We start from the raw sequence: 25601 nt of genomic DNA on the forward strand, positions 1-25601 counted from the left end.
CAATCATGAAACGGCTTCGTCGCGCGCGTTTGTGGCTGATCCCGGGCCTGCTGGCCGGGGCGGGCGTGTTGCTGTCGGCGTTGAACGCCATGAACCCGGCGCGGGCGGAACCCGATGCGGTGCCCGCCGCAATCGGCGGCATGGTGGGCGAGAGCGGCTACGACTTGCCGCCCATGGGGCATATCGCGGTCTATCGTCCCGCGGGCCTGCCGACCGGTGTGGTGCTGGCGCTGTCCGACAGCCGCGGCTGGGATCGGGGGAGTGGTGACTTCGCCCGCCGCCTCGCCGCGCGCGGGGCCATGGTGGCGGGCATTTCCACCCCGATATTCCTGAGGGCGCTGCAAGCCTCCAGGCGGTGCGTCAATCCCAATTACGGGATCATCGACCTGGCCCGCGACCTCCAGCATCGCTGGAAGCTGCCGATGTACAGCAAGCCGGTCCTGATCGGCCGGGGCGAGGGAGCGGCGCTGGCCTATGCCGCGCTCGCCACCGGCCCGAACGGCGCCTACAAGGCGGTGTTGTCGCAGGGTTTCGCCCCGGTGCTGAACGGCGCGCGGCCGTGGTGCAAGTCGGGCAGCCTGAAGCTCACGGGCTATGGCCGCCCCTATCGGGGCTTCGCCTTCGCACCCAGCCGCCAGCTTCCCTCGCCCTGGATCGTGCTCACCGACAGCGGGCGGCACCCGATGCGCCCGGCGGCCTTGCGGCGCTTCGTCGGCCGCACGGGCAGCGGGCGGCTGGTCACGGCGGCGGCCGGGCAGCGGGATGCGGCGCTGCTGGGACAGATCCAACCCTTCCTCGCGCCGCCGCCGGTCAGCGCCGATGCCGCGCTGCCGGTCGGCCTGCCGGTCACGGTCGTCACCGATCCGGCCGCCCCGCATAGCGACATGATGGCGGTCATCTATTCGGGCGACGGTGGCTGGGTGGGGCTGGACAAGGATGTGGCGGGGCAACTCGCCCATGCCGGGATTCCGGTCGTCGGCATGGACAGCCTCTCCTATTTCTGGAGCCGGCGCACGCCGCAGGGCGCCGCCGTCGACCTGTCCGCCATCATCCGTGGCTATTCGCAGCACTGGCGCCGGCCACGGGTGTTGCTCATCGGATATAGTTTCGGCGCGGACGTGCTGCCCTATATCGTCGGCAGCCTGCCCCCGCCGCTGCGCGCGAAGGTGGAGCGGTTGTCATTGCTCGGCCTCAGTTCGTCGGCCGATTTCCAGTTCCATCTGTCGAGCTGGTTCAACATGGACGGCAGCCCGCAATATCCGACCGTTCCCGCGATCGCGCGGCTGCGCGGGGTGCCGATCCTGTGCGTCAGGGGAACGCTGGAGAATGACAGCGCCTGTCCGTCCATTCCCCAGGGCCTGGCGGAGACGGTGGTGGTGCCGGGCGGCCATCATTTCGACCGCAATGCCCCCTTGCTGGTGAACCATATGCTCAAGGGGTTGAGGATATGATCCTGATGGATCGCATCCGGGCGTACCGGGCGCCGCTGACCCTTGGTATCATGCTGGTCGTGGCGGCATTGGGGCTGGTCGCCTTGCACGGCTTGCTGGCGGAGGTGCGGCTGAAGGATATCCGCCATGCGGTGCACATGATCGCGGGCTGGCGGTTGGGTGCGGCGCTGGCGCTGACGACGGCGAGCTATGTCGCGCTGACATTCTACGATTATGTCGCCTTGCGCATCGTCGGGCGGCCCTTGCCCTGGCGGACGGCGGCGCTGGCCTCCTTTTGCAGTTACACGCTCAGCCATAATCTGGGGCTGTCGCTGCTCACCGGCGGGTCGGCGCGCTACCGCATCTATACCGCCGCCGGGCTGGAGGGCGGGGACATCGCGCGCATCATCGCCTCGGCCGGATTGTCCTTCTGGGGCGGGGTGTTCATGCTGGCCGGGTTGTTGATGGCGGTCCATCCGGCGGACATCGCGCTGATGGGGATGACGCTGGACCCGGCGTTGCAGCGGTTGGCAGGCGTCGCGATCCTGCTGGCGGCGATCGCAGGGCTGGTTGCGGCGGGAAAGCAGGGTGGCACGCCGCGCCTGTTCGGCTGGACGCTGGCGCTGCCGACGCGGGGGCAGGCGCTGGCCCAGATCGGCGTCGCCTGCATCGATCTGGCCGCTGCCAGCGCCGCGTTGTTCGTCCTGGTGCCCGGTATTGCACCCGCCCTCTATCCCACCCTGTTCCTGGCCTATGCGCTGGCGATCATCGTCACGCTGGTCAGTCATGTCCCCGGTGGCCTTGGCATATTCGAGGCGGTGATCGTCGCCGCCCTGCCCGATGTCGATCGTCCCGCTTTGCTGGCCGCGCTGATCGCCTACCGGCTGATCTATTATCTCATTCCGCTGCTGCTGGGCGTGATCGCCATTGCCCTGCATGAGGGGAATAGCTGGCGCCATCCGGTCAGCCGCGTGCTGGACGGGCGCAAGCCGCCGCGTCGGGCATGGCGCCGGTCATGCTGTCGCTGCTGGTGGCGGTGGGCGGGGTGATCCTACTGATTTCGGGCGCCCTGCCCGCGATCCAGCATCGCATGTTCATCGTCACCGGCTGGCTGCCGCTGACCTTTATCGAGGCGTCGCATTTCGCCGCGAGCATCATCGGCACGCTGCTGATCCTGCTGGCATCCGGCCTTTACCGCCGGCTGGACGCAGCCTTCTGGATGACGCGCAGCCTGTTGCTGGCGGGTGCGCTCTTCTCGCTCATCAAGGGCCTCGACTATGAGGAGGCGAGCGCGCTGCTCATCATCGCCGCGCTGCTGCAATGGACGCGTGGGGCCTTCTACCGCCGCACCAGCTTCACCGCCGAGGCGCTGACCCCGGCCTGGATAGCCACGTTGGCGGTCGCGGTCGGGCTGTCGATCTGGATCGGCTTCTTCGCCTATAAGCATGTCGATTATCAGAATGACATGTGGTGGCATTTCGGCCCGCATGCCAATGCCGCCCGCTTCCTGCGCGCGGGATTGGCGAGCGCGGTGCTGGCGGTCGGTGCCGCCTTCTGGCGCATGTTCCGTCCGGCCACGGCGCCGCGTCCGGCCGACCGGCCATCCGTCACCGCCAGCGGCGATGCCCTGGCATTGGCCGAACGGACCGACGCCTTTCTGGCGACCACCGGGGACAAGCTGTTCCTCACCTCCGACACCGGGCGGGCCTTCGTCATGTATCAGGTGCAGGGCCATAGTTGGATCGTGATGGGCGATCCCGTCGGGGATCGGGCGGAATGGCCCGACCTGCTGTGGCAATTGCGCGAAATGGCGGACGCCGAGCAAGGGCGGCTGCTGCTGTATCAACTCAGTCTCGATGCGTTGCCGCTGGCGATCGACCTGGGTTTCGCCATCGTCAAATATGGCGAGGAGGCGCGCGTCGACCTGCATCATTTCACGCTGGATGGGCCGGATGCCAAGCCGCTGCGCTATGCGGAGCGCCGCGCGATGCGAGAAGGCGCCACGTTCGAGATCGTGCCGGCGGGCAGGGTGCCGTTGCTGATGGAGGAGCTGAAATGCATCTCCGACGAATGGCTCGCCGCCAAGGGGCATGGCGAAAAGGCCTTCAGCGTCGGTCGTTTCGACCCGGCCTATATGGCGACCTGCGATTGCGCCATCGTGCGACAGGAAGGGCGGATCGTCGCCTTCGCCAATATCTGGGCGACGGCCAACCGCCGCGAACTGTCGGTCGACCTGATGCGCCATATGGCGGAAATGCCCTATGGCACGATGGATTTCCTGTTCATCCGCCTGATGCAATGGGGCCGCGAACAGGGCTATGACTGGTTCACCCTGGGCCTCGCGCCATTGTCGGGGATTGAGGCCCGGCGGCTCTCACCGCTCTGGGCCAAGGCAGGGGCCTTTTTCTTCCGCCATGGCGAGAGTTTCTACGGATTTGAAGGGCTGCGCGCCTATAAGGACAAATATGCGCCGCGCTGGGAACCGCGCTTCATTGCCGGGCCGCGAGGGATTTCGATGTCGCGCGCGATGATCGACCTGCAAAAGCTGGTGGGTGGCGGACCGGGAAGCGCGGCTGCGAAGACGCGGCGGCGCAGAGTGGCGTCGCTACCCGTGTCGGTTTCGGTCCTGGATGAGGTTGCGTTTGCCCCGGCTTCGGTATGTTGATGGGGGCGTGACGGCAATGGCCATGTCAGCCCATGGCCAAACCCAGCCACAGGTCATCCACCGAGAGACCCGGACATGTCGAGGCCCGGTCCTGCTTGCGCAGGCCGGGCCTCATTCCCTCTCCAAACTGGGCAGGACGGATCAGCCGTCGTAATCGCCGCCGATATTCTGGTTGCGCGGCGGGGCGGCGGCGGTCAGGCGCAGGGCCTCCGCCGACTGGGCGATCGAACCGATTTCGTCGGGTGTGTCGTCGTCGTCGATCTGCACCTTCTGTAGCGAGGCGACGAGCGAATCGTGCAAATCCACGGGCAGGACGGTTTCTTCCGCGATCTCGCGCAGGGCAACGACCGGATTCTTGTCGCGGTCGCGGTCCAGGGTCAGCTCGGCACCGCCCGAAATTTCACGGGCGCGCTGTGCGGCAAGCAGAACGAGGTCAAAACGGTTGGTAACCTTGTCGACGCAATCTTCGACGGTAACGCGGGCCAAACGGGCGCTCCTGAACCAAGAGAAATCGTGAAATGCGCGCCTAACAGTGCCGGCCTCAAGAGTCAATGAAAAGCCCATAAAGTCGTGGCCAGCCGCCCAGAATGCGGGCATGAACGGAATATGGCGAGCATCCAGCAGGCAGAGCCGGGTCATGGCGAGGGGCAGATCAGCCTCTCGCTGCACGCCAACCGCCTCCGCGTGATCGAGGCGGGCCCCGGGCTGCGCCAGGCGTTGGTCGACCTGATCGACGGCGCGCAGGAGAGCCTCAGGCTCTATTATTATATCTTCGCCGCGGACGGCAGCGGGCAACTCATCCTCGACCGGCTGATCGCGGCGCGGGCGCGGGGGGTGTCGGTCACGCTGATGATCGACGCTTTCGGATCGGGAACGACGCCGCTTGCCTTCTTCGATCCGCTGGTGGCGGCGGGGGGGCATTTCGGTCGCTTTGGCGCACGGCGCTCTATGCGCTATCTGATCCGCAACCATCAGAAACTGGCGATTGCCGATGACCGGCGGCTGTTGATGGGCGGCTTCAATGTCGAGGACGGCTATTTCGGGATTCCGGCGGAAGATTGCTGGCACGATCTGGGCCTGCTGGTCGAAGGGCCGCAGGTGCAGGCGATGACGAGCTGGTATGGCCAGCTCTGGCGCTGGGTGTCGACCCGAAAGCAGCGCTTCCGCACGCTGCGACGCATGGTCCGCAACTGGCACAATCCTCTTCATGTCGTACCGGACGAACCGATGCGCTGGGTCATCGGTGGACCGACGCGGCGGCTCAGCCCGTGGGCGCAACTGGTCAAACATGATCTGGAACGGGCGCGGCGGCTGGACATGGTGGCGGCCTATTTCTCGCCGGGCCGGGGGATGTTGAAACGCCTGGCTATTGCCGCACGGCAAAAGGGATCGCGGCTGGTCCTGCCGTCCAGGTCCGATAACGGCGCGACCGTCGCAGCCGCCCGGCTGCTTTATGGTCCGCTGCTCAAGCGGGGCGTGGAAATATGGGAATATCAGCCCTGCAAGCTGCACATGAAGCTGATCGTGGTCGATGACGCGGTCTATATCGGATCGGCCAATTTCGACATGCGCAGCCTGTTCCTCAATCTAGAGGTCATGCTGCGGGTGGAGGATGCGGGCTTCGCCGAGGCGATGCGTGCCTTCATCGACCGGCGGGTCGCGGAAAGCCGGCAGGTCACGCTGGGGACGCATCATGCCCAGCGCAGTCTGCCCGCCTTGATCAAACAGTGGATCAGCTATTTTCTGGTCGGCGTGCTGGATTACACGGTGACGCGCCGCCTCAACTTCCGCGACCCGGACGCCGACTGACGATTTCCGAAGGTCGTTGCCCAGCCACGCGCGCCCTGTCGTTATTCGGATCGCCGCCGACGTTGATGCCGACGGCGGGGGCGAACAGGCGGTTGGCGTCGGCGATCTTTTACGCTTTCGGCCGCGGCTTGCCGGTGCCGGACAGGAAGGCGATGAGCGCCGTGCTTAGGCCCTGCTGTGCAGGACCGAAGCCGGCAAAGATGCTCGGTCGGGCGCGCGTGGCCCTCGCGATCGGTCCTGGCGTGGCATGCTGTTATGTTTTGCCGTCACGGTCGGCAAGCCCGAGCGATCGAACGGCTCTTTCGGCAAAAAGATGCCGTCCTTTGATGAGTGAAGTGATCCGGGGACCGGCGACGATGCCAAGGGGGAGAAGGGATGCGCCCTTGTCGCGGCCGAGCGGCACGATGATCGGCGGCTGTTTCCACCCCTTATAGGCTGATCTTGGCGGCGCCGTTTCCTTGGCTATCGCCCGCAACCGCTTCAGGAGATACGGCACCTGTCGTTCAAGCGCCGCGACAGTCATCGCTTCGCCCGTACCGGCGGCATCGCCGAGCGACCAGACGCCGGGAAGTCCCGCGACGGAAAGGTTGCTGTCCACGACGATGCGGTGACGGTCCAGATGGACTTTGGACTCGGCGAGAAAGTGGGTGGCCGGTGAAGCGCCCATGACGGGGAAAACCAGGTCGGCGTCCAGGTCCGATTGATCGTCCAGTTTCACGGATGCAGGTCCGAACGGCGCCGCATGAGCGATAAGGTCGAGCGCACGCTTTCCGAGCAGGACATGAATGCCCATTTGCGTCATCTGCCGTTCCAGCGAGCGGCCGAGACGATCGCCATAGCCGGGCAGGAGCCGGTCGGAGCCTGCGATCAGCGTAACCGATTTGTCGGGAAAAGCGGTGATGATTTCCCCTGCAAGTTCGATGCCGACGGGACCGCCGCCGATGATCGCGACGGATCGTGCCGTGCGCAGCCTGGCGTGTGCGTCGTGGACGCCGGCGACAAGCGCGGCCGCGGAATCGCCTCCTTTGAACGGGGTTGGATAGGTCGAGCCGATCGCCAGAACGATCTGGTCCGCGACAAGCTCGCCGCCGTCGCGGAGCGACACGGCGCCCGAACGCACGCCGACCGCGGTATCGCGCACCACCTGACCACGGCGAAGCAGTCGATCATAAGGCAGCAATATCCGACCAAGCCAGGACGGGTCGACGACCGCCCGCATCAGCGCGATATTATGGACAAACTGGTCGCGTTGTTCGACGAGCGTGACGTCCATGACTTCGTCAAGCTCGCGCGCAAGGCGGATTCCGCCATAACCGCCGCCCACGATGACCAGTTTCTTCGACATTGACTCTCCGACTTTCCGTTTCGGTTGGAAACCGGATGTGTATCTGAGGCGAGAGGACGCGCAAGACGGCACTTCCAGGTGACTCACTTCCCTCCAGGTACCTTGCCTGGCCGACCGCCTTCGCCCGTTGGCACCTATTCCGATTTTCATGCCCCATGCCTCGCCCCGTGCCGGAGAGTGGCGCGACGCTCTGGCGCGGCAATCTGTTCACGCGCCCGCAGTATCTATTTTAATTCTACGCTAGAAATACACCTCGGATTACCGGAACAGCGACGCGCTTATCTGTTTCCGTATTAAAAACGCGGGTGCACCAAAGGTATCATCGGTGTGCCTCCTTCAAGAAATACCGAATAATGCCTACAGGATCGGTGTTGAGGACTTTGGAGGTTTCGGGGCATGATAATTCTACACATGGACAGTAGCATGGCGGGCGAGGCTTCCATTTCTCGGCAGCTTTCGTCGCAGGTCGTCGACCGGCTCACCACGCTTCAGCCGCAGGCACAGGTCATTTATCGGGATTTGGTCGCCAACCCCCTGGCGCACCTCACTCGCGCCATATTGCCCAGTTCTCATCCGATCGCGCCGCCCGTCGACAGTTTGCAGGGTGAGGATCTGGCGGCACGCGCCGCCAGCGACGAGGTCTTGCAGGAGTTTCTGCGCGCGGACGCCATCGTTATAGGCGTGCCGATGTATAATTTGACGATCCCGTCCCAGCTAAGGGCCTGGATCGACCGCGTCATCGTTCCGGGTACCACCCTGGGATACTCTGCCGAAGGGCCGGTGGGGATGATCAAGGACAAGCGCGCGATCCTCGCCATTTCTCAGGGCGGCGCGTATAGCCACCCTCAGGCGTCCCACCGGGAGTTCGTTCAGAGCTATATGACAAGCGTGCTGAACCTCATCGGCCTCGACGAGGTGGAAGTCGTTCTTGCGGAGGGCCTCTCCATCAGTCCGGAAATCCGAAGCGAAGCCATTGACGCCGCCCGCGCCAAGGTCGAGGCGCTCGCTTGATCCGCTTCGGTTCGACCGAGAGAAATGCCTTTTCGCCGCGGCCCGCCGTATGCGCGTCCGTGCGACATCGGCGGTGTCACCACCAAGTCCAACGCCGATCGATTAGTTACATCCATGTGCCTATGTATAGATATTGTGCGGTCTTGTGGGATGGATGACCTGGCATATATCGTCGCTGCAACAAGTATAGCCAAATACAGCTTCGGCATAAGATTTGCGTTACCGGCGCGTGTCGTTGTCTTTCACGATATTCGGCATTCTTAGGAGGAAATGATGTCTGTAGAAGTCCAGCCGCGAGCGGTCAGTCCTCACAAGCTCGCCCATGTCGTGCTGAACACTCGCGACAATTTCACGGCGATGATGGATTGGTATCAGACCGTCCTCAATGCCCGCCGGATCGGCGAATATGCCGTCGGTCCAGGCAATATGGGGCTGCTCACATATGATGAGGAGCATCACCGCATCGCCATCGTTTCCGGGCCGCACTATCAGCCCGCGGGCGAAGGACCACGCGTGGGGCTGGAGCATATCGCCTTCACCTACAGCGACGCCGCCGATCTGCTGCACACCTATGCGCGGCTGAAGCAGCAGGACGCGATCGAGCCGACCATTTCGGTGAACCACGGCCCGACCACGTCGCTCTACTATCGCGATCCCGAAGGTAATCGGGTCGAGCTGCTGGTCGACAACCTCGGCATGGAAGAGGCGATCCAGTTCGCGCATGACGTGTTCGACGTCAACGCGATCGGCACGCTCTACGACCCGCAGGCGGCCTATGACGCGCTGATCGCGGGCGCCGATCCCGCGACGCTGAGCGTCTGCCCCGATGTGTCCGAGGTGCGGCCGCCGGACCCGGCATTCCTGGCGATTCTGGCGACGGCGGGCTGATCCATGACCTTGGAAAAGCTGGAGTTCGCCACCGAGCCGTTTCGCGATGGCCATGTCTTCGGCGACACGGGCGCGTTCGAACGGATCTTCGGCGAGGCGCTGTTCGCGGTGGATCCGAAAGCCGCGAACCTTGCGGAGATCACCGACCTTGGCCTCGTGCCGCCCGACGCGGACGGGAAGGTCCGCTTCTCGGCGAATTTCGAGGTGGTGCGCCCGGCCGACCCCGCAAAGCGGAACCGCCGCGCCTGGCTCGACCTGCCGAACCGGGGCGGCGCGCGGGTGCTGCGCAACACCAACCGCGAGGTGCCGTCCGGCGTCGCGCTGGGGCAGGACGCCACGCTCGACGGCTGGATCCTGCAACAGGGCTATGCGCTGATCGCCTGCGGCTGGCAGCATGACGTGGCCCAGCGGCCCGGACTGTTCGGCGCGAGCCTGCCCGAAGCGCTGGAGGATGGCGAGCGGATCACGGGCCTCGTCATTTCCCATCTTCAGGCGTTCAGGCCGGCGGCGGTCCTGCCGCTCGGCCATATGGGGCACAAGTCCTATGAGGTCGTCCCCGGCGCGCCCGCCACCCTCTACCGGATCGACCATATGGGCGCGCCCAAGGTGAAGATCCCGCCCGAGCAATGGCATTTCGCCAATGCGGCGGGCGAGGCGGTCGAGCGCGGCGCGGACCATGTCGCGCTGGCAGGCGGATTTCCGCCGGGGCCGCAATATGAACTGGCCTATCGCGGGGTCGGGGCGGTGCCGACCGCGCTGGGCCTTGTGGGCGTGCGCGATTTCCTGTCCTTCCTGCGCTTTGCCGGATCGACGGACAATAATCCGTGCGCCGGGGACTTTGCGCAGGTCTATGCGTTCGGCGGATCGCAGCCGGCAGGCGTGCTGCGGCTGATGGCCGAACTGGACCTGTTCCGCGACGATGCGGGCCGCTCGGTGCTGGAGGGCTATATCGCGCATGGCGGCTCGACCTGGAAGAGCGACGCCAACTGGCGTTTCGGCCAGCCGTCCGCCGTGGGGCTGACGACGCCGGCCTTCGTGCCGCCGTTCGACACGCGGGCCGTGCCCGGCCGCTACCTGCCCAAGGCGATCTACACGCAGGGCGGGCCGGATTACTGGGATGGCGCGGCGGCGCTGTGCCATGTCGATGTGGAGGGGAAGCGCGACCTGCCCGAAGTCGAGCAGGTGCGGCATTTCTATCTGGCCGGGATGCCGCATGTGCGCGGCGCGATCGGCGACCTGCTGGGGCCGGGATTCCTGGTCAACAAGGAGAATGACCTCGATTTCGGTCCCTTCCTGCGGGCGGCGGTGGTCAATCTCGACCGCTGGGTGCGCGAGGGCGAGCCGTTCCCGGCGAGCCGGGTGCCGCGCCTGTCGGACGGAACGCTGGTCCCGAGGGACAGGGTGCTGGAGAAGGTGGCTGCCGCGACCGGCGCGTCGATGCCGCCGGACCTTTCGACCATCGCGCCGCTCGACTTCGGGCCGCGCATGGGCCAGCTGATCGTCGATCGGGAGCCGGTCGTGGGCACGCCCTACCCCTCGCTGGTGTCGGACGTGGATGCGGACGGCAACGACATCGCCGGGGTGCTGCATCCCGAAATGTCCGTGCCGCTCGGCACCTATCTGCCGTGGAACCTGCGGGGCGACACGAGCGGCGCGGCGGGGCGGAGCGCCTTCCTGATGGCGTCGATTCTGCCCTTCGCGGTGACGGAGCCGAAGCCGGGCGACCGGCGGCGGCCGGTCGAGGCGCGCTATGCGTCGCGGGCGGCGTATCTGGACGCGGTGCGCAAGGCTGCCGCCGCGTTGGTACGCGACCGGCTGCTGCTGCCCGACGACGAAGACCTCGTCGTCGATGCGGCGGCGGAACGGTGGGATGCGTTCTGCGCGGCTGCGCCCGAACCCGCCGCCATCGCCTGACGACCATGGGAAAGGATATATTGCGATGAAGCTCGCCACGGTTGCGGGCCACCCGGCTCCGCGCGTCTGCGTCGTCTTCCCGGAGACGGGCGAGATTCTCGATCTTCAGGCGGCGCACCGCGCGGCGACAGGAGAGGTTGCTCCCGCGTTCGGTTCCATGCAGGATCTCATCGCTGCCGGAGCCCCCGGCATGGACCTTGCGCTGGCAACGGTGGAACGCGGCGCCGCAAGGGAGGCGCTGGCGTCGGTCAGGCTGCTTGCCCCGGTGCCCGAGCCGATCCAGATGCGCGACGGGCTGCTGTTCGAAAAACATTGCCTCCAGGCCTTCGCCAAGGCGCGCGAATTGCGGGCTTCGCGCGCGGCGGATCCGGCGGCGGAGATGGCGGACATGGAAGCGCGCGGCATCCTGCGCGTGCCCGACGAGTTCTACAGCTTCCCGCTCTATTACAAGCAGAACCGCTTTTCGGTGTCGGGGCCGGAGGAGGACGTGATCTGGCCGGCCTATTCGCAGGTCATGGATTATGAACTGGAATTCGCCGTGTTCATCGGCACGACGGGGATCGACATTCCGCGCGAGGCCGCGCGCAGCCACATCTTCGGCTACACCATCTTCAACGACTTCAGCGCCCGCGACGCGCAGGTCGCCGAAGCGGGAGGGGGCCTCGGCCCCGCCAAGGGCAAGGATTTCAAGGGCGCTAACGCCATCGGCCCGTGGATCGTCACGGCGGACGAGATTGGCGACCCCTATGATCTGGACATGGTCGTGCGCGTCAACGGCGAGGAGCGCGGACGCGGCCATACCGGCGCGATGCACTGGCGGTTCGAGGATCTGATCGCGCGGGTGAGCGACGGCGAGGAACTGCGCGCCGGGGAGTTCCTCGGATCGGGGACGGTCGGCAATGGCTGCGGCCTCGAATTTCTGCGCTTCCTTGAGCATGGCGACGTGGTCGAACTGGAAGTCGAGAAGATCGGCGTGCTGCGCAACCGGGTGCTGAGGCCCGAACGAATGACCTGAGGACGGCTGGGCGCGCGCCGCGCCAAGCCGAACGACGCATGGAGACGATGAAATGACGAATGAGATTCCCGCCGAGGGCCTGCAACTTCGCACGCTCATCTCCAGCGACGGGCAGTTGCGCGTGCGGCTGGCGCGGGTGCCGGTCGAGGCGCCGGGGCCTGACGAAGTGCTGATCCGGGTCGAGGCCACGCCCATCAACCCGTCGGACCAGGGCGGTCTGGTCGGCGCGGCGGACCATTCGACGCTGAAGGTCGAGGACGGCGTCCTGACCGGCCGGGTTCCGCCGATGATGCTCCAGCTCTTCAAGAACCGGCTCGACGAGGAGTTTCTGAGCGGGAATGAGGGCGCGGGCGTGGTGATCGCCGCCGGGGATAATGCCAGGGCGCTGCTGGGCCGCACCGTCGCCCTGCTCGGCGGGTCCATGTATGCGCAATATCGGCTGGCCAAGGCGTCGGAGGTGCTCCTGTTGCCGGAAGGCACCACCCCCGCGCAGGGCGCTTCCGCCTTCATCAACCCGCTGACTGTGCTCGGCATGGTGGAGACCATGAAGCGCGAGGGGCACAAGGCGCTGGTGCATACCGCCGCGGCATCCAATGTCGGCCAGATGCTCCAGCGGCTCTGCCTTGCCGAAGGGATCCCGCTGGTCAATATCGTGCGCAACCAGAAGCAGGCGCAGATCCTCAGGGACATCGGCGCGACCCATGTGCTCGATTCGACGGACGCCGCCTTCACCGCCGACCTGCATGCCGCACTGGCCGAAACCGGAGCGACGCTGGCCTTCGATGCGGTCGCGGGCGGGCCGCTGGCCTACCAGATCCTTCTCGGCATGGAAGCGGCGCTGCGGCAGAAGGATGCGGGCTCCGGCGTCTACGGCTCGGCGGTGCACAAGCAGGTCTATGTCTACGGCATTCTGAACCCCGGCCCCATCGACATCATGGCCCATGGCGCGGGCATGGCCTGGGGCGTGGGAGGGTGGCTGTTGTTCAACTTCCTCGCGCGGATCGGGCCGGACGCGACGCAGGCCCTGCGCGAGCGGGTGGCGCGGGACATCAGGACGATCTTCGCCAGCCACTATACCGAGGAGATCAGCCTGGCGGATGCGCTGAAGCCGGAAATCCTGCTGCGCTCCATCGCGCACAACACCGGGTCGAAATTCCTCATCGCGCCGCAGAAGGGCCTGTGATCCGGGTGGGCATGGCGCGACATGCCGCTTTCCAAATGGGCGCGGATGGTCATTATCGGGATGAATATGGGAGCAGAATGGCATGAGTGAACGTCGCTTCGACGGCCGGGTGGCGGTCATCACAGGGGCTGGCCGGGGGCTGGGCCGCGCCTATGCCGAACTGCTGGCGAGCAAGGGTGCCAAGGTCGTCGTCAACGACAATGGCGCGGCGCTGGGCGGCGAGGGCGGCGATGCCGGCCCGGCGGCGGACGTCGTCGCGGCGATCAAGGCTGCGGGCGGGGAGGCGGTCGCCTGCACCGACAGCGTCGCCACGCCAGAGGGCGGCAAGGCGATCGTCGAGGCGGCGATGGACAGTTTCGGTCGGATCGACATACTGATCCACAATGCGGGCAATCTGCTGTTCGCGCCGATCGCCGAGATGAATTATGAGGATTTCCGCAGGAGCCTCGACATCCATCTGATCGGCGGCTTCCATGTCGCCCAGCCCGCCTTCGCGCGGATGCAGGCCGCCGGCTATGGTCGCATCGTGCTGACGGGGTCGATCGGCGGCATCTATTCGGTGCCGAACAGCGTGCAATATGCGGTGTCCAAATCGGGCATCATCGGCCTCAGCAACGCGCTGGCGGTCGAGGGGGCCGCGCATAATATCCGGTCGAACATCATCCTGCCCGGCGCGGCGACGCGCATGGCCGGCGCCGTGGAAGCGACCGGGCTGCCGCCGATGGGACCGGAGATGGTGGCGCCGGTGGTCGGCTTCCTCGCGCATGAGGATTGCGAGGTGACGGGCGAGCTTTACATCTCGATCGCCGGGCGCGTGGCGCGGGGCTTCTTCGCCGAGAGTCAGGGCATCTACCGGCCGAGCTGGACCATCGACGAGGTCGCGGACAATCTCGACGCCATCCGCGATCCGAGCGAACAGTGGAGCTTCCCCCTGATCGGCGGGTTCGAGGGGCATATGGGCCGCAGCTTCGCCATGGTGCAGAAGGGCTGAGGCCGGACGTGGAAAAGCCCTTCGACTTCGGCGAAGGGCTTTTTCGTTTGGATTCCGGCATGAGTGGGCGGAGGGCGGATCAAGGGCATCGACGGATTGCGCGTGATCGATGGATCGATCATGCCGACGATGGTATCGGGGAACACCAACGGGCCGATCATGGCGATGGCATGGCGCGCCAGCGAACTGGTTCGGCGGACGGACCGCTCATAAAGGGGCGGGGGCGGTAATCAGCCGGCGAAGTGATAATCCGCGGCCTGCGCCGCGTCGGGCTCGCCAGCCTTCGACTTGCGCTTCTCAATGTCGGCGAGCAGCCATTCGCTCGATATCTTGGCGCAGCGCCGCGCAATGAGCACCGACATCTCCTCGTCGCGCTCCAGGATCGCGCGGGCAAGGCGATTGCGCTCCTGCCGCAATGCCGCAACCCGTTCGGGATGCGCGCGATACATATCCTCTTCCCGATCCACCATCGCGGCAAGGTCCAGCAGGATCTCAAGGAAGAGGGACAAGGCGCGGTTGCCGGCCATGTCGCCAAGCAAGTGGTGGAACCGCCGCTCGCCACTCAGGAAGTCGCGGAAATGCGGATCTGCGTCGATCTCCTGTTCCCGCTCCAGAAAGGCGAGCAGCTTTTCGCGCAGGGCGGGATCGTCGCAATGACTGGCCAGTCGCGCCATTTCCACCCGCAGCGGCAGGAACGCCGATATGATATCCGTCAATGGCGCCTGATGGACTTTGAGATAAAGCGCCGCCATTCGGCTGACCGCCCTTGAATCGGGCCGACGCGCGAAATAGCCACCGCCAACGCCGCGCCTTATGGTCATCAATTGCTCTTGCGCCACCAGGCTGGCCGCCTGACGAAGCGTTGGGCGGCTGACCTTGTAACGGGCCAGCAGCGTATCTTCCGAGCCGAGCAGTTCGCCATCTTCAAGATGCATCACTTCGCTGCGAAACTGCTCAGCGACCCTCGACACAGCCGAGCGACGGCTCACCTTCACCATCAAACATCCTTCATAGCTATCTGAATTGGGTTTGTGTCGCTTCTGTGGCGCGGTGGCAAGGGTATTCAGAACCTTTCTTCGGCGCGGCCACGGCGTGCTGGATATTCTCCTGCCATCATCGCTCGTTCGAAGGGGCGTCGGTCACGGCCAGATCAATCAGCAAGAAGAATAGGGATGGTTTTTCGATCGTGCGTCTTGCCCTCTTGTGCGGTGAGTTCGCTTGCAAGAGCCCGCGTATCCACCCTCGTCCAGCCTCCTCGTTACCGCCCGCCGACGCGGGGATTTGGGTGGGAGCATATCGATGCGCGCCACGCGCCTGTGACGGCGGAGAGCGGATAGGATCTCGGATCCCTGGGTCGTAGACCGAATGTCGCCGGTTCCGCGAGGGCCCGACGGCCTTCCCCGTCCGGTTCAGCGCCCCAATGTGAACCCGGCATCGATACGGATGAGTTCACCTGTCATTGCGCGGGCATGCAGCAGCCAGACGACAGCAGCGGCGATATCGTCGGCCGACGATATGCCACCGAGCGTCGCGACTTTCGCGACACGGTCCTTGGTACGCTGAAAGGCCTGCTCGCCTGCCGAGCGGACCATCCACTCGGTATCGATCACGCCCGGCGTGATGGCATTGACCCGCACGGGCGCATCCGGCCCGCATCCTGCAAGGTCGACACGCCGTTCCCGGCGATGAACTCCAGCAGCAGGCTCAATCCGAAGGCGCGGGCCTCCGCGCAGACCTCGCCGAAGCGCTCCTCCATCGCCGCCTCGCTGGCGAAGCCGGGGCGGACGATGGCGATCACCTGCCGCGCGCCCAGTTCCGCCCCCGCCTCGAACAAGGGGCGGAAATAGCTGGCCTGCGTCTCGGGCGCGATGGCTGCATATTCGACCTCCTCCAGCTTCAGCCCCAGATCGGACATGCGGCCCCGCAGGTCGCGGATGCCCGCCACGTCGATCCGGTTGCCGGGATAGCCCTCGTCCGCCGGTCCTTCCCGGATGAGCCGGATGGTCACGCGGGGAAAACCCGCCGCCGCCGCCGCCGCCGCGAAGTCCCGCGCGGGCACATCCTGCATACAGCCGTGGCACAGGCTCAACCTCTGCAAAAGCGCGTCCGCCATGTTCAGCGCATCCCCTCTGGCTTGGCTGTTCCGGCCGAACGGGCCGCGCCTGCCCCACGCATGTCGCGCATGTCAGAATGTAAGCTCATATCCCGGAATATTCTGCGGAATATAGCTCAGCCAGGACTTGGAAATATCGCCTTCCACATAGAGATATTCCAGATAATGGCCCAGATCGTCCGCCGTATCGACATACATGGCGCGGCTGTTGGGCTGGCTCACGCTGAACACGATCCGCTTGCCCGATTCCTCCGCCTCGCGCCGCACCGTCTGCCAGTCCGCGTCGGTGCGGACCGGCACGGCGATATGGTGAAAGCGCAGCGCGAAGCGGTCCTTGGGCAGCCAGTCGGCGAACAGTTCGACATTGCCGGAAATGGGCTGGACGATCTCGATCATGGTCGGCCCCGCCCATGCGAGCGCGCCGTCCATCACCAGTTCGCCGCCACCGTCGATCGGGAGCGCCGGCCCCTTCTTCACCACCATGAAGTCGCGGATGCCATATTGCTTCCCGAAGATATCGAGCGCGCGATCCAGATCGGTGGTGGCATATCCAAGCTGGTAGGCCTGGCCGAGCAGCGCGGCGTGCACGGGGCTGTTCATCGTTTCAGTCATCCGCGCAGCAAATAGATCGAGATCGGCATAAAGAGGAGTGACGGCAACAACGTCTGGTTCATTGTTGCTAGCGAGATCGCGAGGGCGCCGAAGCCCCCAACGCCTCGTGCGAGATGGATGAGCAGGGTTCTATTTCCAAACACCATAGCAATCTCGTTGGCGGTGGTGCCGCTTCGTCCGGTGCGGCAATGTTGGAGACTTGGGCGCGCGGCACGCGTACCCTCCAGCACTCAGCGCGAGGATTCTTCCCGCTTCTTGCGCTGGGTGGCAGCGATCTTGCGGCCTGCCATGGCGCACATAGGGCAGAAGCCGACCACCGCCGTTGCCGCCATCACGACGCCTGCGGCGGCCCAGGTATAGCCGACTGGCGTTCCCCAGAAATGCGCGGCGCAGGATCCCATCACGCCCGCGGCGGCCAGGCGGACCAGCCGTTCCCAAACGGGAAGGTTTTTCGCGTAGAACATGACTTCTTGCTCCTTCGATTGATGTTCAACGCCGATCAAGAGGACGAGACTGGCCGGAACGGTTCGGTCGGATATCCAATTTTATCGAGAAGCCCCCGTGGCCGCCCGTGCAGTTACGGTATCCAGCCGCCCGAGGGCGCAGGTGTTCGGACGCCGGGCAGCGCGCACCTCCGTCTCAGATGGCGAACCGTTTTGCACGATCGCGACCTCTGGCTTAGAAACGGGCGCCCGGATCGCGGCCGGCCTATGGAGAAAGCGTAATGGTCCTTCGCCACCGCAAATCGACGCGTCTAGGATGGGGCGGGCCATGAGACGTACCCAGCGCCGTCTCTCGGTTGACGTGATCGAGGCAGCACAGCAAGGCGACCGGGAAGCTCTCCTGTCGCTCCTTGTAATCACCCAGCCCGATATTCGGCGCTATGCCCAGCGCTCCTGCCAGGCTGCTGATATCGACGATGCCGTCCAGGAATCGCTTTGGATCCTGAACCGCCGGATCGGCGGACTTCGGGCGATAAGCGCTTTCACTTCTTGGCTCTTTCAGATCGTGGTGCGCGAATGCCAACGGCTCACCCGAAAGAGAATGACAGCGGTCTCGATCGAGCACGTCGCGGACAACCTGGATTTCTCCTCTCGGAGCGAACCAGAGCTTCGCCTCGATCTCGCTGCGGGGCTTGAGTCCCTACCACCCCATTATCGAGAGATCGTACTGCTACGCGACATGCAGAGCTTCACGATCGACGAAATCGCAGCGACGCTGGGCCTTACACGTGAGGCTGTGAAAGCTCGCCTCCACCGGGCTCGTCACCTCCTACGCGAATATCTCAAATAGCCGTCCTACTCGGCTTCAGCCACCTATCTCAAAAATGGCTCGGTTGGCCGTAGAAGTTCGCCCCAGTCCGCCTTCAAAACCCGGACGGCAATCCGGACGCAAAGCGTGGAATTTAAAAATTTCTCAATAAAATCAAACTGAAATGGCGGAGCGGGAGGCCGTCGAAAAGTAGCAGATTATCGGCGGAAATCTGCCACTTTCGGATTTCCTTGTTGTTCGATGCCCCCTTTAGTGCCCCCTAATTTATTTGCCTTCTCAGGCATCCGCCGCGACGGGGGCATTTACCGGCCGTCCTTCGGCAACAGCCCTCTGCTCGGCCTCGTATTCTCCAAAGGTGTTCCAGTTGGCGACCGGGCTGCGAACCTCTCCTGTAGGAAAGAGGATCGGTTCATTGCCAGGGCCACCGTCGTTGATGCCGTTATTGGTAACAGCCGCGATAACGCCATCTGCGGTAAGCGCCCAGGCGATCACGGGCTCCTTCACGATTTCAAATGGAGGGTCGAAGCAAGGGCTGAGCATATAGGTGCCGCTCTGCGCCGGGATCATCTGCTGGGGCGTCCGCGCCAACGCATCCTCCCATACCGCTAACTCGACGATGAACCGGTCATTGTCGACCAGATCAACCTCGACCACCCATTTTTCCTCTATATGACGCTGGCGCGCTTGCTGGATGGATGAAAGCGGGACGTAACGAGCACCAAGCTTCAGCATAGATTCTCCTATCGTGGAGCCTCAATCCAATCATTGATCTGTGATTCGCGCCAGCCCACGCAGTTGCGGCTAAGCTTGATCTGCTTCGGGAACGAGCCATCCGCGATCTTGCGATAAACGGTGCTCTGCTTCAGTCCCGTGCGGGACAGCACCTCCGGTAGGCGGATGATGCGGTCGGTGGCTGTTGTCGTCATATGCGCGCCTCCTGTGCGCGTGTCTTCGCCTCGCGCTTCCTGCGCGGCGGGATCGTCTTGATGGTGGCGGCATATTCGGCGAACAGGATGATGACGTCGCGGACGGCGGCCGCCCGGATATGTCCGGCCATAAGCATCGCAGGGATTTCCAGCATGATCAGCGACCAGATCAGGAAGCGGAACCAGCCCATCGATCGGGTTTCCCAATCTGCGAATGCCGTAGCGCTGATGAACGCCCATATGGTCCAGAACCACATGAACACGGCCCATCCCCATCCGTCGTCGCGGATATAATAGGTGGCATGGCAGCAGGCGAAGAACCACAGAGCCCGGCTCATTGCATGCTGCGACTGGTGGGTCAGCTGACAGGCCAGAATTATCGGCGGGTGAAACAGGGTCTTGCCCAGCCAGGCGTCGAGGCGGGAGAGGAAATTCACCACCATTGCGCCCTCCGCCAGATCGCGAGGCATCCCGCGATCGTCGCCGTCCAGATAAGCGCTATGAGGGGCAGGCCGATCAGAAGAAGGAACGCAGTTTCGCCCTTAGTCATATTGATACTCCGGGGCGTCCGGCAGATGCGCAAAGCGAGCGGTGCCGCTGGGGCAATGGGCGTCATGCGCCATGCATTCGAATGCGGGGTCCCCTGGGATTCCAAGGGACCGTAGGAGCTTCGCCGCCTCCTGCATAAGATTGGCGCAACGTGCGAAGGTGGCCGCCTCGGCATCGGGCGCGATGATGTCGAGCCAACAGTCATCGAGCCGCTGGGCAAGGTCGAGGGGTTCGCTCATTGCTTCGTCCCTTCCGGCCAGATGACCTTGCCGCTCATATCCTCGATGCGTAGCGTGCCTGGGTTGCAGGCGGCATGTTCCGCCGCCTCCTCTGCCGTCGGCTTCAGGCCCGAAAGCTGGATCGGGTAGAAGCCCTCTTCGCGCACGAAGATGACGACCTCGCCCGTGGGCTGGAAATCGGTCATTGCTTCGTCACCGCCGGCTTGAACGGAATGACCTTCTTGTCCAGCGGCACGGTAACAATCGGCAGGCCGAACTTGGCCCTCCATCTCTCAGCGCGAGCCTGCGCTTCCGCAAGCGTGGCAGCGTGCCAGCTTTCCCTATACTCGTCATAGGAGCCATCGGGCTTCTCGATATACACCACCCAACGATAGGGCACATCGATCGGCTTGCCGTTGCAGGTCCAGCCCTCGCCAGTGATTTCCTCTATCCGGATCGTGCCGCATGGGGGCGACCATCCCGTCGGGAAGGGTTGAGGATCAGGCAGCGGAACCCACCGCGTTGGTTCGTGACGATTGCCGTCATCGTCATACCACCCGAAATCGTGGACTTCAGCGCCGTCGCTCCATGTCAGGATCGCCCACGGCTGACGGTAAATGTCGCTGGGCTCCTGCTGGACTTGGCCGAGAATCCATCCGCCATCTTTTGGGGCCGTTTCGATCGGCTGGGGCTTGTGGCGACGAATTTCGTCGCCACTAAGGCTGCTCAATGACTGAATACGATTTTCGTCCGCAGTCGCTCGGCGCAACATTTCCTGCTGCACGGCCACAATCTCACTGTCCGTCAAATCGCTGAAGGCAGCGAAACCGGGCTGCTGGTGGAACGGCGGTTCAGACGGTATCGTGTCCAGCCAATCGGCCATCGCGATCACGCGGTCATTGCGGATCGAGTTCATTGTTGTTCCTCCAGTAAACAGGGATAGATGCCCTTCATGTCCGATGCGCAGGAAAGGCATTCACAGACAGGTGCAGCATTCTGCGGCACCTGAATTTCGCCGCATTTTGCGGCACAATTCACGGCTATCACGCGAAGCGGGTTCCAAGGGTCCGGCATGACCGGGGCAGGTTCACCCGCCACGACCATGCGCTGCATGACGCCGGGATTGCGCTGGCGCTTCCGCTGGCGCCCCATGCGTTCGCGAACGGCGCGGATTGCGCCAAGCGCCTTCAAGGTGCGGCGGATGATGGCTATGTTATTCTTCGGTCCGTGGACCGTGTCGCCCGGTGAGGTGGGCATTGTCACAAAGCGTTCCTTTCCATTGAATTTGAAGATTGCGCGGCGATGCTTGCCGCCCATTTCAAAGAGGACCGTTGCACCTGGCCAGTGCCGGACCTCCTGCCGAATATCGTCATCCGGCTTCACCGCGCCGTGCTCCTGCGCAACCGGGCCGGGGTGACGGGCGCCCAGACAATTGCCCGCTTGCCGCTGACGTTGTAACGACGGACGCCGCTGTCCCGGACTTTGCCATCATGAGCCAATTCGGTGATGCGCGGCCGGACCGACAAGATCGATAAGCCGAGCCGCCCAGCGACCTCATCGGCTGTCAGGCCGTTGGAATGCTCCAACACCTTGAGGCATCTGGCGCGGAGGATGGGAGCCTTGTCCGCGATCTCATCCGCCGCCTGAAACGACGTTTCACGGGCCTTTGCGCCGGGGCTGTCTGGATAACCGAACAGGTCAGCCATCGCCGCATTCCTCTTTGGAGCCGGGCGACTGGGGGGACAAACGCCGCCCGGCTCCACCAGCCGCCTGAGGGGGCGTGGCGGCTGGAACTGAATTGCTGAAGGTCACGCGGGCGATCTCGCGCATGACGATGTAGGTTGATCCGGGGCGCTGCTTCGCCAGGCGCTCAGCCTCGGCCATTGCTTCGCCCTCGGTCTGAAGGCGGAAGCGAGGATCGCGCTCCGGATTGCGACGCCAGGCCATGAAGGCGAAGCTGTCCCGATGGGTGACGGTGAGGCTCATTCGCCGTCTGCCCGCTTGACGGCGGCGCGGAGAACCGTGCCCGCGTCGTTCAGCAGCGTGGAGGCGGCGCAGAAATCAGCGCGCAGCACGCCGTCAGAGATGGTTGTGAAGGCGTCCAGCGCATCTATGCCAGCGAGCATAGCGGCGGCGCTCCGCGCGGATTCGGTTAACAGCCCAAGCTCGCGCTCAAGATGTTCGATGCGTCGCTTGTCAGCGGGAAGGCTGACGCGGCCGATGCTCAGTCCGGCAACCTCGCAAAACCGATCGAAGGCCCTGCTCGCAGCGAACGCGGCATCCATCTTTTCACGCGTAGTGGCTCCAGGGCGGGCACATACAATGTTATGTTCCGCCATGGCGCTGATGTAGGCTTCATAGGCGGTTATCTGCTCAGCGGTGTAGGCGCTGGTCGCTGTCTCTGAGGTCGGCATGTAAATGGCTCCTATGCAGCAGGAGGAAGGTCGGAGACGGGGCGGAGGTGGCGGACCTTGGCTGTCGACGGGTGATCGTCGCCGTCCCAGTCAGGGTGCGGGTCGAACATGGCGCACGAGCGTGTCGCATGCGTGGCGGGCTGCACTGACCGGGGCGTCGACCCTGCGCCGAAGATGACCGTCGGCGGATCGACTTCGCAGGCACCGTATTCAGCGGGCCCGATCTCAGGCACGGCCATTTCTGTGTCAGGTCCAGCGAACTGCCGCCAATGATAGCAATGGCGACACGTATGGGTGCGCGGCTTCATATGCCGATCCCCGGATTTGCATCCTGCCACTCACCACAGCGGTGATCCTGATGGATAGCGGGGAAAGCGTAGAGGCCAGCATCCTCAAGGTCAGCGTCGGGGATCCAGCCCGGGGGGTAGCGGCGGCAAAGGCCTACGCCATCCTTGCGCTCCAGTTCGGCTGGCGCACGGCTGGAGCCGTTCACCCCACCTACGAGGAAGTGGATGCAGTTGCGGCAGGTGCTACGCGTGTTAAGCATCGGCCCGCTCCTTCATGAAGTTGCTGCCGCGCTGACACGCCTCGTCCAGCACCTTGACCATTTCATTGACGATGTCGGAGGGGTTGATGACGGTGAGGACGTCTCCCGTTTCCATGCCGGAGACCATCAGCTTGATGATGCAATCATCCATGCTGCGGGCTGGTAGAGCGAGGATGGCCAGTTCAGCCTGTGTCACCGCGTCGGATGCCGCGTCTTCCTCTTCCTGCGTGGCAGTTTCGGGAAGACTGTCTAGCGCCTCGCGCGCAGCCTCGTGGCGCCCATTGGCGATCTGCCAGATTGCGTCCAGCGGATGCGGCTGCTTGATCATGATCCAGCTCATGACTGCACCTCCGCCAGCAGGCGCTTCGCTTCGGCACAAAGGTCTTCATGGTAGCCGTTGAGGTCGCGGTCGTTATCGAAGCAGATCAGGTATTTGAAAGCGAACGCGGGCCAGTCCGGAGCGGGCACGTCCAGAAGAATATTCTCGGCGTTGCAGCGGATGTCTTGCAGCCGCTCCATCTCTTCATTGATCAGCTTGGACACCTTTTGCCCGCCTGCTTCGCTCGTCTCCCAGGCAGGCTTCCAAACGCGGCGATCGTATTCGTTCTCAGCAGCCAGCGCGGATTCATAGTGCGCGCGGGCGGATACCCAGTCCTGCGGCATCAACCGATAGAGATCATCAAGAATTGCTTCGCTCGCCGCGAAAGCTTTGGGGTCACCGCCAGGGGCGATCAGCAGCAGAGTGTCGCCGTCCAGACCTGCATTGTCCCGATGCAGTTGGATCAGGATTTTCGCGACCGTGTCGGGCAGGCCATTGGCTTCGAAGCGCAGAACCTGGGCGCACAGTTTGGCAATTTGCGCTTCCGTGTCGCCGATATTTCGTAGTGCTTCACAGTAGGCGTCGATTGCGCCGCGCAGGCCGTGGCTGATGCCGAACGGCATATCCGGCAGCTTGAAAGCGCAAGTGGCTATGTCGGGGTTTCCCCAACGGGTGAACTGGAAAGCCATGTCAGGCTCCCTTCATGTCCTGGAGGGCTTCGGCGGTTTCGATCAGCGCGTGAGCCGCATCGAGCACATTTGCGTGGACGGAATGGCGGAGGCATCCGAACTCGATGACCCCCGCATTGCTGCCGATCGGTTGGGATCGGTAGAGCGCGTCCTCCGCCTCGAAAGCGCGCGCGTGGACAGCAAGGATAGCCTTAGCCCATGACAGCGGCAGCGCTGGATCTTCGGTGAAGATTGAGGTGAGTTGCTGCGCCACGTCAGCGATCCCCCATGTCTGGGCGGAAGGCTTCGACCGTCGAAATGTCGCGACGGATCGAACGGCCCAGTTCAGGCCAGAGCTCAGCGATCTTCGCCACGTCTTCCGGGCGCTGCTCGGCAATAGTGCCGCTGATAGAGATCAGGGCCATCGAGATGCCGGAAAGCAAGCGCTTGACGTATTCGTTACCCTCGGGAGCGAAGTCCGAGATGTCGTTCGCCATCATGGCGGCGTGGCCTGCGAGGACGAGAATATCTTCGCCACCCGGCTGGGGCAGGACATTGAGCAGTTCGAGGTGGCCCTCACAGAGGGAATCGTAAGCCGTCCGCTGCACTTGGTGGAAGCCTTTGAAGGCTTTCAGGGACGAGGCTGCGTCTGCCTCATCGTGATATGCATCTGCCAATCCCAGGAGGCGGCAAAAAGTGGTAAGATTGGATGTGGGCGCTGCTTCAGGGCGCAGTTCTGCTGCTCGCGAAGCGTCATCGCTCCGCGACTGGTTGCCGTTTGGCATAGTCGGGGTCTCCTGTGTCTAAAGCGACAGGAGAGACTGTGCGTGTGCCCTTACCGAGGACTACGGACGCCAGAAAACTCCTGCCTGCACCACCGTCTTCGGCCCGGAGGCGATCAGGTGATGAGCAAGAGATAACCGTTTTTGCGGTTAAGGCAACAACAATATTTGTTGAAAAGCGGTTAAACCCGTCTGGCGAACCACACGACCCGCCCAAGTATCTGAACTTCCTCGGCTAATCGCTCAACCGTGCGGTATATTTCGTTACGGCTGATGACCCTGATCTTCTGCGGCTCAGTGTCGTGTATCTTCTCAAGATACTTCACCACATAGCCGTCACCGTCCCACAGACAGAAGGCCCCAGGCTGGGCCAGCGATGTCTTGCGCTTGTCGACCAGCAGCTGATCGCCCGACTGAAAATCCGGGGACATTGAGTTGCCTTCGATCTGGATCGCCAGCAAGTCCTCCGGCTTCGCGCGTAGCTCATATTCCACCAGGGCTTTGGAGAAGGTGGCGCGCTCGACCTCGCCCTCCCCGGTGCCGCCGCCGCCAGCGCCTACGTAGGTCGGGAGAGCCTCCACGAACACTGCGGAGCCAGCGCGCTCGAAATCCTCATGTTGGGCTTGGCGGATGCTTTCATTTATCGCGTCATTTAGCGCCTGCTCGACATAGCGCATCCAGCTCGGCATGCGCTTCGCATTTCCCTGCTCGAACTGGGAGATTGCTTGCTGGCTGAGCTTCAGATCGTCACCGTAAAGTTCTGCCACCGCGCGGGCCTTTTCAGCCAGCGTGGCAGTGGACCACCCGAGGTTGCCACGACGCTTGCGCATATCTTGGGCGGCGGTCTCAACAAAGTTTGAAGTAGCTTTCGACATAACGCTTTATATCCCCCGGTAACGATCGGGGACTATAACAATTTTATTGTTGAAT

At 63.9% G+C, this 25601-nt stretch carries 33 protein-coding genes and 1 pseudogene; 11 read left to right on the top strand and 23 right to left on the bottom strand.

Annotation, left to right across the window (positions count from 1 at the left end; translation table 11 throughout):
• The first annotated feature begins 5 nt into the window (after positions 1 to 5).
• Positions 6 to 1451 carry an AcvB/VirJ family lysyl-phosphatidylglycerol hydrolase gene (locus YP76_RS04595; protein WP_232307443.1) on the top strand — a complete coding sequence of 482 codons (1446 nt, stop codon included), beginning with the start codon at positions 6 to 8 and terminating at the stop codon, positions 1449 to 1451.
• Positions 1448 to 4095, top strand: a pseudogene (gene mprF / locus YP76_RS29215) (bifunctional lysylphosphatidylglycerol flippase/synthetase MprF). The gene YP76_RS04595 and the pseudogene mprF overlap by 4 nt, the downstream one beginning before the upstream one ends.
• Positions 4096 to 4236: 141 nt before the next feature.
• On the opposite strand, the gene rpoZ reads toward mprF, so the two are convergent.
• Entirely contained in the window at positions 4237 to 4581 is a 345-nt protein-coding gene (gene rpoZ, locus YP76_RS04605) for a DNA-directed RNA polymerase subunit omega (protein WP_007688625.1), read from the bottom strand.
• A gap of 120 nt (positions 4582 to 4701) precedes the next feature.
• Between rpoZ and YP76_RS04610 the strand changes: the two genes are divergently transcribed.
• Complete coding sequence (locus YP76_RS04610) at positions 4702 to 5904, top strand: phospholipase D-like domain-containing protein (RefSeq protein WP_046762361.1); 1203 nt, start codon at positions 4702 to 4704, stop codon at positions 5902 to 5904.
• Between the two features lie 253 nt (positions 5905 to 6157).
• Here the strand turns inward: YP76_RS04610 and YP76_RS04615 are convergent, their stop codons facing one another.
• A complete protein-coding gene (locus YP76_RS04615) occupies positions 6158 to 7249 on the bottom strand; it encodes an NAD(P)/FAD-dependent oxidoreductase (RefSeq protein ID WP_046762362.1) in 1092 nt (363 codons plus the stop codon).
• A 396-nt stretch (positions 7250 to 7645) separates the two neighbouring features.
• Between YP76_RS04615 and YP76_RS04620 the strand changes: the two genes are divergently transcribed.
• The 7 genes from YP76_RS04620 (at position 7646) to YP76_RS26855 (ending at position 14464) form a co-directional block, all read left to right on the top strand.
• Complete coding sequence (locus YP76_RS04620) at positions 7646 to 8260, top strand: FMN-dependent NADH-azoreductase (protein ID WP_046762363.1); 615 nt, start codon at positions 7646 to 7648, stop codon at positions 8258 to 8260.
• Between the two features lie 273 nt (positions 8261 to 8533).
• Positions 8534 to 9148 (top strand): VOC family protein, encoded by a 615-nt coding sequence (locus tag YP76_RS04625; protein ID WP_157801243.1) that lies wholly within the window; start codon positions 8534 to 8536, stop codon positions 9146 to 9148.
• A 3-nt stretch (positions 9149 to 9151) separates the two neighbouring features.
• On the top strand, positions 9152 to 11062 hold the full coding sequence (locus YP76_RS04630; protein ID WP_046762364.1) for an alpha/beta hydrolase domain-containing protein: 1911 nt from the start codon (positions 9152 to 9154) through the stop codon (positions 11060 to 11062).
• 25 nt (positions 11063 to 11087) lie between these two features.
• Positions 11088 to 12077, top strand: a complete 990-nt coding sequence (locus YP76_RS04635; protein ID WP_046762636.1) for a fumarylacetoacetate hydrolase family protein — start codon at positions 11088 to 11090, stop codon at positions 12075 to 12077.
• Positions 12078 to 12129: 52 nt separating this feature from the next.
• Positions 12130 to 13260 carry an MDR/zinc-dependent alcohol dehydrogenase-like family protein gene (locus tag YP76_RS04640; RefSeq protein ID WP_046762365.1) on the top strand — a complete coding sequence of 377 codons (1131 nt, stop codon included), beginning with the start codon at positions 12130 to 12132 and terminating at the stop codon, positions 13258 to 13260.
• A gap of 82 nt (positions 13261 to 13342) precedes the next feature.
• Positions 13343 to 14251, top strand: coding sequence for an SDR family NAD(P)-dependent oxidoreductase (locus YP76_RS04645; RefSeq protein ID WP_046762366.1), 909 nt, complete (start codon positions 13343 to 13345; stop codon positions 14249 to 14251).
• Positions 14252 to 14314: 63 nt separating this feature from the next.
• The gene (locus YP76_RS26855) at positions 14315 to 14464 is read left to right on the top strand and encodes a GMC oxidoreductase (protein ID WP_084733019.1); all 150 of its coding nucleotides are present in this window, start codon (positions 14315 to 14317) and stop codon (positions 14462 to 14464) included.
• 17 nt (positions 14465 to 14481) lie between these two features.
• Here YP76_RS26855 and YP76_RS04650 read toward each other — a convergent pair whose 3' ends face one another.
• The 5 genes from YP76_RS04650 to YP76_RS04670 all read right to left on the bottom strand — a co-directional run bounded on the left by YP76_RS04650 (position 14482) and on the right by YP76_RS04670 (position 17440).
• Positions 14482 to 15249, bottom strand: coding sequence for a FadR/GntR family transcriptional regulator (locus tag YP76_RS04650; RefSeq protein ID WP_046762367.1), 768 nt, complete (start codon positions 15247 to 15249; stop codon positions 14482 to 14484).
• 411 nt (positions 15250 to 15660) lie between these two features.
• Entirely contained in the window at positions 15661 to 15888 is a 228-nt protein-coding gene (locus YP76_RS04655) for an SDR family oxidoreductase (RefSeq protein ID WP_046762368.1), read from the bottom strand.
• Positions 15858 to 16364, bottom strand: coding sequence for a hypothetical protein (locus tag YP76_RS04660; RefSeq protein ID WP_157035653.1), 507 nt, complete (start codon positions 16362 to 16364; stop codon positions 15858 to 15860). Before YP76_RS04660 ends, YP76_RS04655 begins: the two co-directional genes overlap by 31 nt.
• Positions 16365 to 16436: 72 nt before the next feature.
• Entirely contained in the window at positions 16437 to 16964 is a 528-nt protein-coding gene (locus YP76_RS04665; protein WP_046762370.1) for a VOC family protein, read from the bottom strand.
• 242 nt (positions 16965 to 17206) lie between these two features.
• Positions 17207 to 17440: a YgaP family membrane protein gene (locus YP76_RS04670; RefSeq protein ID WP_046762637.1), complete on the bottom strand. Its 234-nt coding sequence runs from the start codon at positions 17438 to 17440 to the stop codon at positions 17207 to 17209.
• 307 nt (positions 17441 to 17747) lie between these two features.
• Here YP76_RS04670 and YP76_RS04675 point away from each other — a divergent pair, with 307 nt between their 5' ends.
• Entirely contained in the window at positions 17748 to 18269 is a 522-nt protein-coding gene (locus tag YP76_RS04675; protein ID WP_046762638.1) for an RNA polymerase sigma factor, read from the top strand.
• A gap of 255 nt (positions 18270 to 18524) precedes the next feature.
• On the opposite strand, the gene YP76_RS04680 is transcribed toward YP76_RS04675, so the two are convergent.
• From YP76_RS04680 to YP76_RS26475, 16 genes are all read right to left on the bottom strand, one after another.
• Positions 18525 to 18980 (bottom strand): hypothetical protein, encoded by a 456-nt coding sequence (locus YP76_RS04680; RefSeq protein ID WP_046762371.1) that lies wholly within the window; start codon positions 18978 to 18980, stop codon positions 18525 to 18527.
• 8 nt (positions 18981 to 18988) lie between these two features.
• Positions 18989 to 19174, bottom strand: a complete 186-nt coding sequence (locus YP76_RS04685; RefSeq protein WP_046762372.1) for a helix-turn-helix transcriptional regulator — start codon at positions 19172 to 19174, stop codon at positions 18989 to 18991.
• On the bottom strand, positions 19171 to 19644 hold the full coding sequence (locus YP76_RS04690; RefSeq protein ID WP_157035654.1) for a hypothetical protein: 474 nt from the start codon (positions 19642 to 19644) through the stop codon (positions 19171 to 19173). Before YP76_RS04690 ends, YP76_RS04685 begins: the two co-directional genes overlap by 4 nt.
• A 72-nt stretch (positions 19645 to 19716) precedes the next feature.
• Positions 19717 to 19962: a hypothetical protein gene (locus YP76_RS04695; RefSeq protein ID WP_046762374.1), complete on the bottom strand. Its 246-nt coding sequence runs from the start codon at positions 19960 to 19962 to the stop codon at positions 19717 to 19719.
• Positions 19959 to 20147 carry a hypothetical protein gene (locus tag YP76_RS04700; protein WP_046762375.1) on the bottom strand — a complete coding sequence of 63 codons (189 nt, stop codon included), beginning with the start codon at positions 20145 to 20147 and terminating at the stop codon, positions 19959 to 19961. Before YP76_RS04700 ends, YP76_RS04695 begins: the two co-directional genes overlap by 4 nt.
• On the bottom strand, positions 20144 to 20917 hold the full coding sequence (locus tag YP76_RS04705) for a hypothetical protein (protein ID WP_198147420.1): 774 nt from the start codon (positions 20915 to 20917) through the stop codon (positions 20144 to 20146). The genes YP76_RS04700 and YP76_RS04705 overlap by 4 nt, the downstream gene beginning before the upstream one ends.
• Positions 20854 to 21324, bottom strand: coding sequence for a hypothetical protein (locus YP76_RS04710; RefSeq protein ID WP_046762377.1), 471 nt, complete (start codon positions 21322 to 21324; stop codon positions 20854 to 20856). The genes YP76_RS04705 and YP76_RS04710 overlap by 64 nt, the downstream gene beginning before the upstream one ends.
• Positions 21321 to 21647: a hypothetical protein gene (locus YP76_RS04715; RefSeq protein WP_046762378.1), complete on the bottom strand. Its 327-nt coding sequence runs from the start codon at positions 21645 to 21647 to the stop codon at positions 21321 to 21323. Before YP76_RS04715 ends, YP76_RS04710 begins: the two co-directional genes overlap by 4 nt.
• Positions 21640 to 21927 carry a hypothetical protein gene (locus tag YP76_RS04720; RefSeq protein ID WP_052757296.1) on the bottom strand — a complete coding sequence of 96 codons (288 nt, stop codon included), beginning with the start codon at positions 21925 to 21927 and terminating at the stop codon, positions 21640 to 21642. The genes YP76_RS04715 and YP76_RS04720 overlap by 8 nt, the downstream gene beginning before the upstream one ends.
• Positions 21924 to 22355: a hypothetical protein gene (locus YP76_RS04725; protein WP_198147421.1), complete on the bottom strand. Its 432-nt coding sequence runs from the start codon at positions 22353 to 22355 to the stop codon at positions 21924 to 21926. Before YP76_RS04725 ends, YP76_RS04720 begins: the two co-directional genes overlap by 4 nt.
• A gap of 304 nt (positions 22356 to 22659) precedes the next feature.
• The gene (locus tag YP76_RS27575) at positions 22660 to 22902 is read right to left on the bottom strand and encodes a hypothetical protein (protein ID WP_157035656.1); all 243 of its coding nucleotides are present in this window, start codon (positions 22900 to 22902) and stop codon (positions 22660 to 22662) included.
• Positions 22895 to 23242 carry a hypothetical protein gene (locus YP76_RS04730; RefSeq protein ID WP_046762380.1) on the bottom strand — a complete coding sequence of 116 codons (348 nt, stop codon included), beginning with the start codon at positions 23240 to 23242 and terminating at the stop codon, positions 22895 to 22897. Before YP76_RS04730 ends, YP76_RS27575 begins: the two co-directional genes overlap by 8 nt.
• A complete protein-coding gene (locus YP76_RS04735) occupies positions 23239 to 23910 on the bottom strand; it encodes a hypothetical protein (RefSeq protein ID WP_046762381.1) in 672 nt (223 codons plus the stop codon). Before YP76_RS04735 ends, YP76_RS04730 begins: the two co-directional genes overlap by 4 nt.
• Position 23911: 1 nt before the next feature.
• Positions 23912 to 24163, bottom strand: a complete 252-nt coding sequence (locus tag YP76_RS04740; protein ID WP_046762382.1) for a hypothetical protein — start codon at positions 24161 to 24163, stop codon at positions 23912 to 23914.
• Position 24164: 1 nt separating this feature from the next.
• Positions 24165 to 24674, bottom strand: coding sequence for a hypothetical protein (locus tag YP76_RS28135; RefSeq protein ID WP_046762383.1), 510 nt, complete (start codon positions 24672 to 24674; stop codon positions 24165 to 24167).
• 179 nt (positions 24675 to 24853) lie between these two features.
• Positions 24854 to 25546, bottom strand: a complete 693-nt coding sequence (locus YP76_RS26475) for a S24 family peptidase (protein WP_052757297.1) — start codon at positions 25544 to 25546, stop codon at positions 24854 to 24856.
• Between the last annotated feature and the right edge of the window lie 55 nt (positions 25547 to 25601).

This window comes from Sphingobium chungbukense, assembly GCF_001005725.1.
Taxonomy (GTDB): Bacteria; Pseudomonadota; Alphaproteobacteria; order Sphingomonadales; family Sphingomonadaceae; genus Sphingobium; species Sphingobium chungbukense.

Excerpts from the sequence above, each read along its gene's own strand:
- YP76_RS04595 (WP_232307443.1), top strand. The coding sequence starts at position 6 with ATGAAACGGCTTCGTCGCGCGCGTTTGTGGCTGATCCCGGGCCTGCTG.
- YP76_RS04610 (WP_046762361.1), top strand. The coding sequence starts at position 4,702 with ATGGCGAGCATCCAGCAGGCAGAGCCGGGTCATGGCGAGGGGCAGATC.
- YP76_RS04615 (WP_046762362.1), bottom strand. The coding sequence starts at position 7,249 with ATGTCGAAGAAACTGGTCATCGTGGGCGGCGGTTATGGCGGAATCCGC.
- YP76_RS04620 (WP_046762363.1), top strand. The coding sequence starts at position 7,646 with ATGATAATTCTACACATGGACAGTAGCATGGCGGGCGAGGCTTCCATT.
- YP76_RS04625 (WP_157801243.1), top strand. The coding sequence starts at position 8,534 with ATGTCTGTAGAAGTCCAGCCGCGAGCGGTCAGTCCTCACAAGCTCGCC.
- YP76_RS04630 (WP_046762364.1), top strand. The coding sequence starts at position 9,152 with ATGACCTTGGAAAAGCTGGAGTTCGCCACCGAGCCGTTTCGCGATGGC.
- YP76_RS04635 (WP_046762636.1), top strand. The coding sequence starts at position 11,088 with ATGAAGCTCGCCACGGTTGCGGGCCACCCGGCTCCGCGCGTCTGCGTC.
- YP76_RS04640 (WP_046762365.1), top strand. The coding sequence starts at position 12,130 with ATGACGAATGAGATTCCCGCCGAGGGCCTGCAACTTCGCACGCTCATC.
- YP76_RS04645 (WP_046762366.1), top strand. The coding sequence starts at position 13,343 with ATGAGTGAACGTCGCTTCGACGGCCGGGTGGCGGTCATCACAGGGGCT.
- YP76_RS04650 (WP_046762367.1), bottom strand. The coding sequence starts at position 15,249 with ATGGTGAAGGTGAGCCGTCGCTCGGCTGTGTCGAGGGTCGCTGAGCAG.
- YP76_RS04660 (WP_157035653.1), bottom strand. The coding sequence starts at position 16,364 with ATGGCGGACGCGCTTTTGCAGAGGTTGAGCCTGTGCCACGGCTGTATG.
- YP76_RS04665 (WP_046762370.1), bottom strand. The coding sequence starts at position 16,964 with ATGAACAGCCCCGTGCACGCCGCGCTGCTCGGCCAGGCCTACCAGCTT.
- YP76_RS04670 (WP_046762637.1), bottom strand. The coding sequence starts at position 17,440 with ATGTTCTACGCGAAAAACCTTCCCGTTTGGGAACGGCTGGTCCGCCTG.
- YP76_RS04675 (WP_046762638.1), top strand. The coding sequence starts at position 17,748 with ATGAGACGTACCCAGCGCCGTCTCTCGGTTGACGTGATCGAGGCAGCA.
- YP76_RS04680 (WP_046762371.1), bottom strand. The coding sequence starts at position 18,980 with ATGCTGAAGCTTGGTGCTCGTTACGTCCCGCTTTCATCCATCCAGCAA.
- YP76_RS04685 (WP_046762372.1), bottom strand. The coding sequence starts at position 19,174 with ATGACGACAACAGCCACCGACCGCATCATCCGCCTACCGGAGGTGCTG.
- YP76_RS04690 (WP_157035654.1), bottom strand. The coding sequence starts at position 19,644 with ATGCCTCGCGATCTGGCGGAGGGCGCAATGGTGGTGAATTTCCTCTCC.
- YP76_RS04695 (WP_046762374.1), bottom strand. The coding sequence starts at position 19,962 with ATGAGCGAACCCCTCGACCTTGCCCAGCGGCTCGATGACTGTTGGCTC.
- YP76_RS04700 (WP_046762375.1), bottom strand. The coding sequence starts at position 20,147 with ATGACCGATTTCCAGCCCACGGGCGAGGTCGTCATCTTCGTGCGCGAA.
- YP76_RS04705 (WP_198147420.1), bottom strand. The coding sequence starts at position 20,917 with ATGCCTTTCCTGCGCATCGGACATGAAGGGCATCTATCCCTGTTTACT.
- YP76_RS04715 (WP_046762378.1), bottom strand. The coding sequence starts at position 21,647 with ATGGCTGACCTGTTCGGTTATCCAGACAGCCCCGGCGCAAAGGCCCGT.
- YP76_RS04720 (WP_052757296.1), bottom strand. The coding sequence starts at position 21,927 with ATGAGCCTCACCGTCACCCATCGGGACAGCTTCGCCTTCATGGCCTGG.
- YP76_RS04725 (WP_198147421.1), bottom strand. The coding sequence starts at position 22,355 with ATGCCGACCTCAGAGACAGCGACCAGCGCCTACACCGCTGAGCAGATA.
- YP76_RS27575 (WP_157035656.1), bottom strand. The coding sequence starts at position 22,902 with ATGCTTAACACGCGTAGCACCTGCCGCAACTGCATCCACTTCCTCGTA.
- YP76_RS04730 (WP_046762380.1), bottom strand. The coding sequence starts at position 23,242 with ATGAGCTGGATCATGATCAAGCAGCCGCATCCGCTGGACGCAATCTGG.
- YP76_RS04735 (WP_046762381.1), bottom strand. The coding sequence starts at position 23,910 with ATGGCTTTCCAGTTCACCCGTTGGGGAAACCCCGACATAGCCACTTGC.
- YP76_RS28135 (WP_046762383.1), bottom strand. The coding sequence starts at position 24,674 with ATGCCAAACGGCAACCAGTCGCGGAGCGATGACGCTTCGCGAGCAGCA.
- YP76_RS26475 (WP_052757297.1), bottom strand. The coding sequence starts at position 25,546 with ATGTCGAAAGCTACTTCAAACTTTGTTGAGACCGCCGCCCAAGATATG.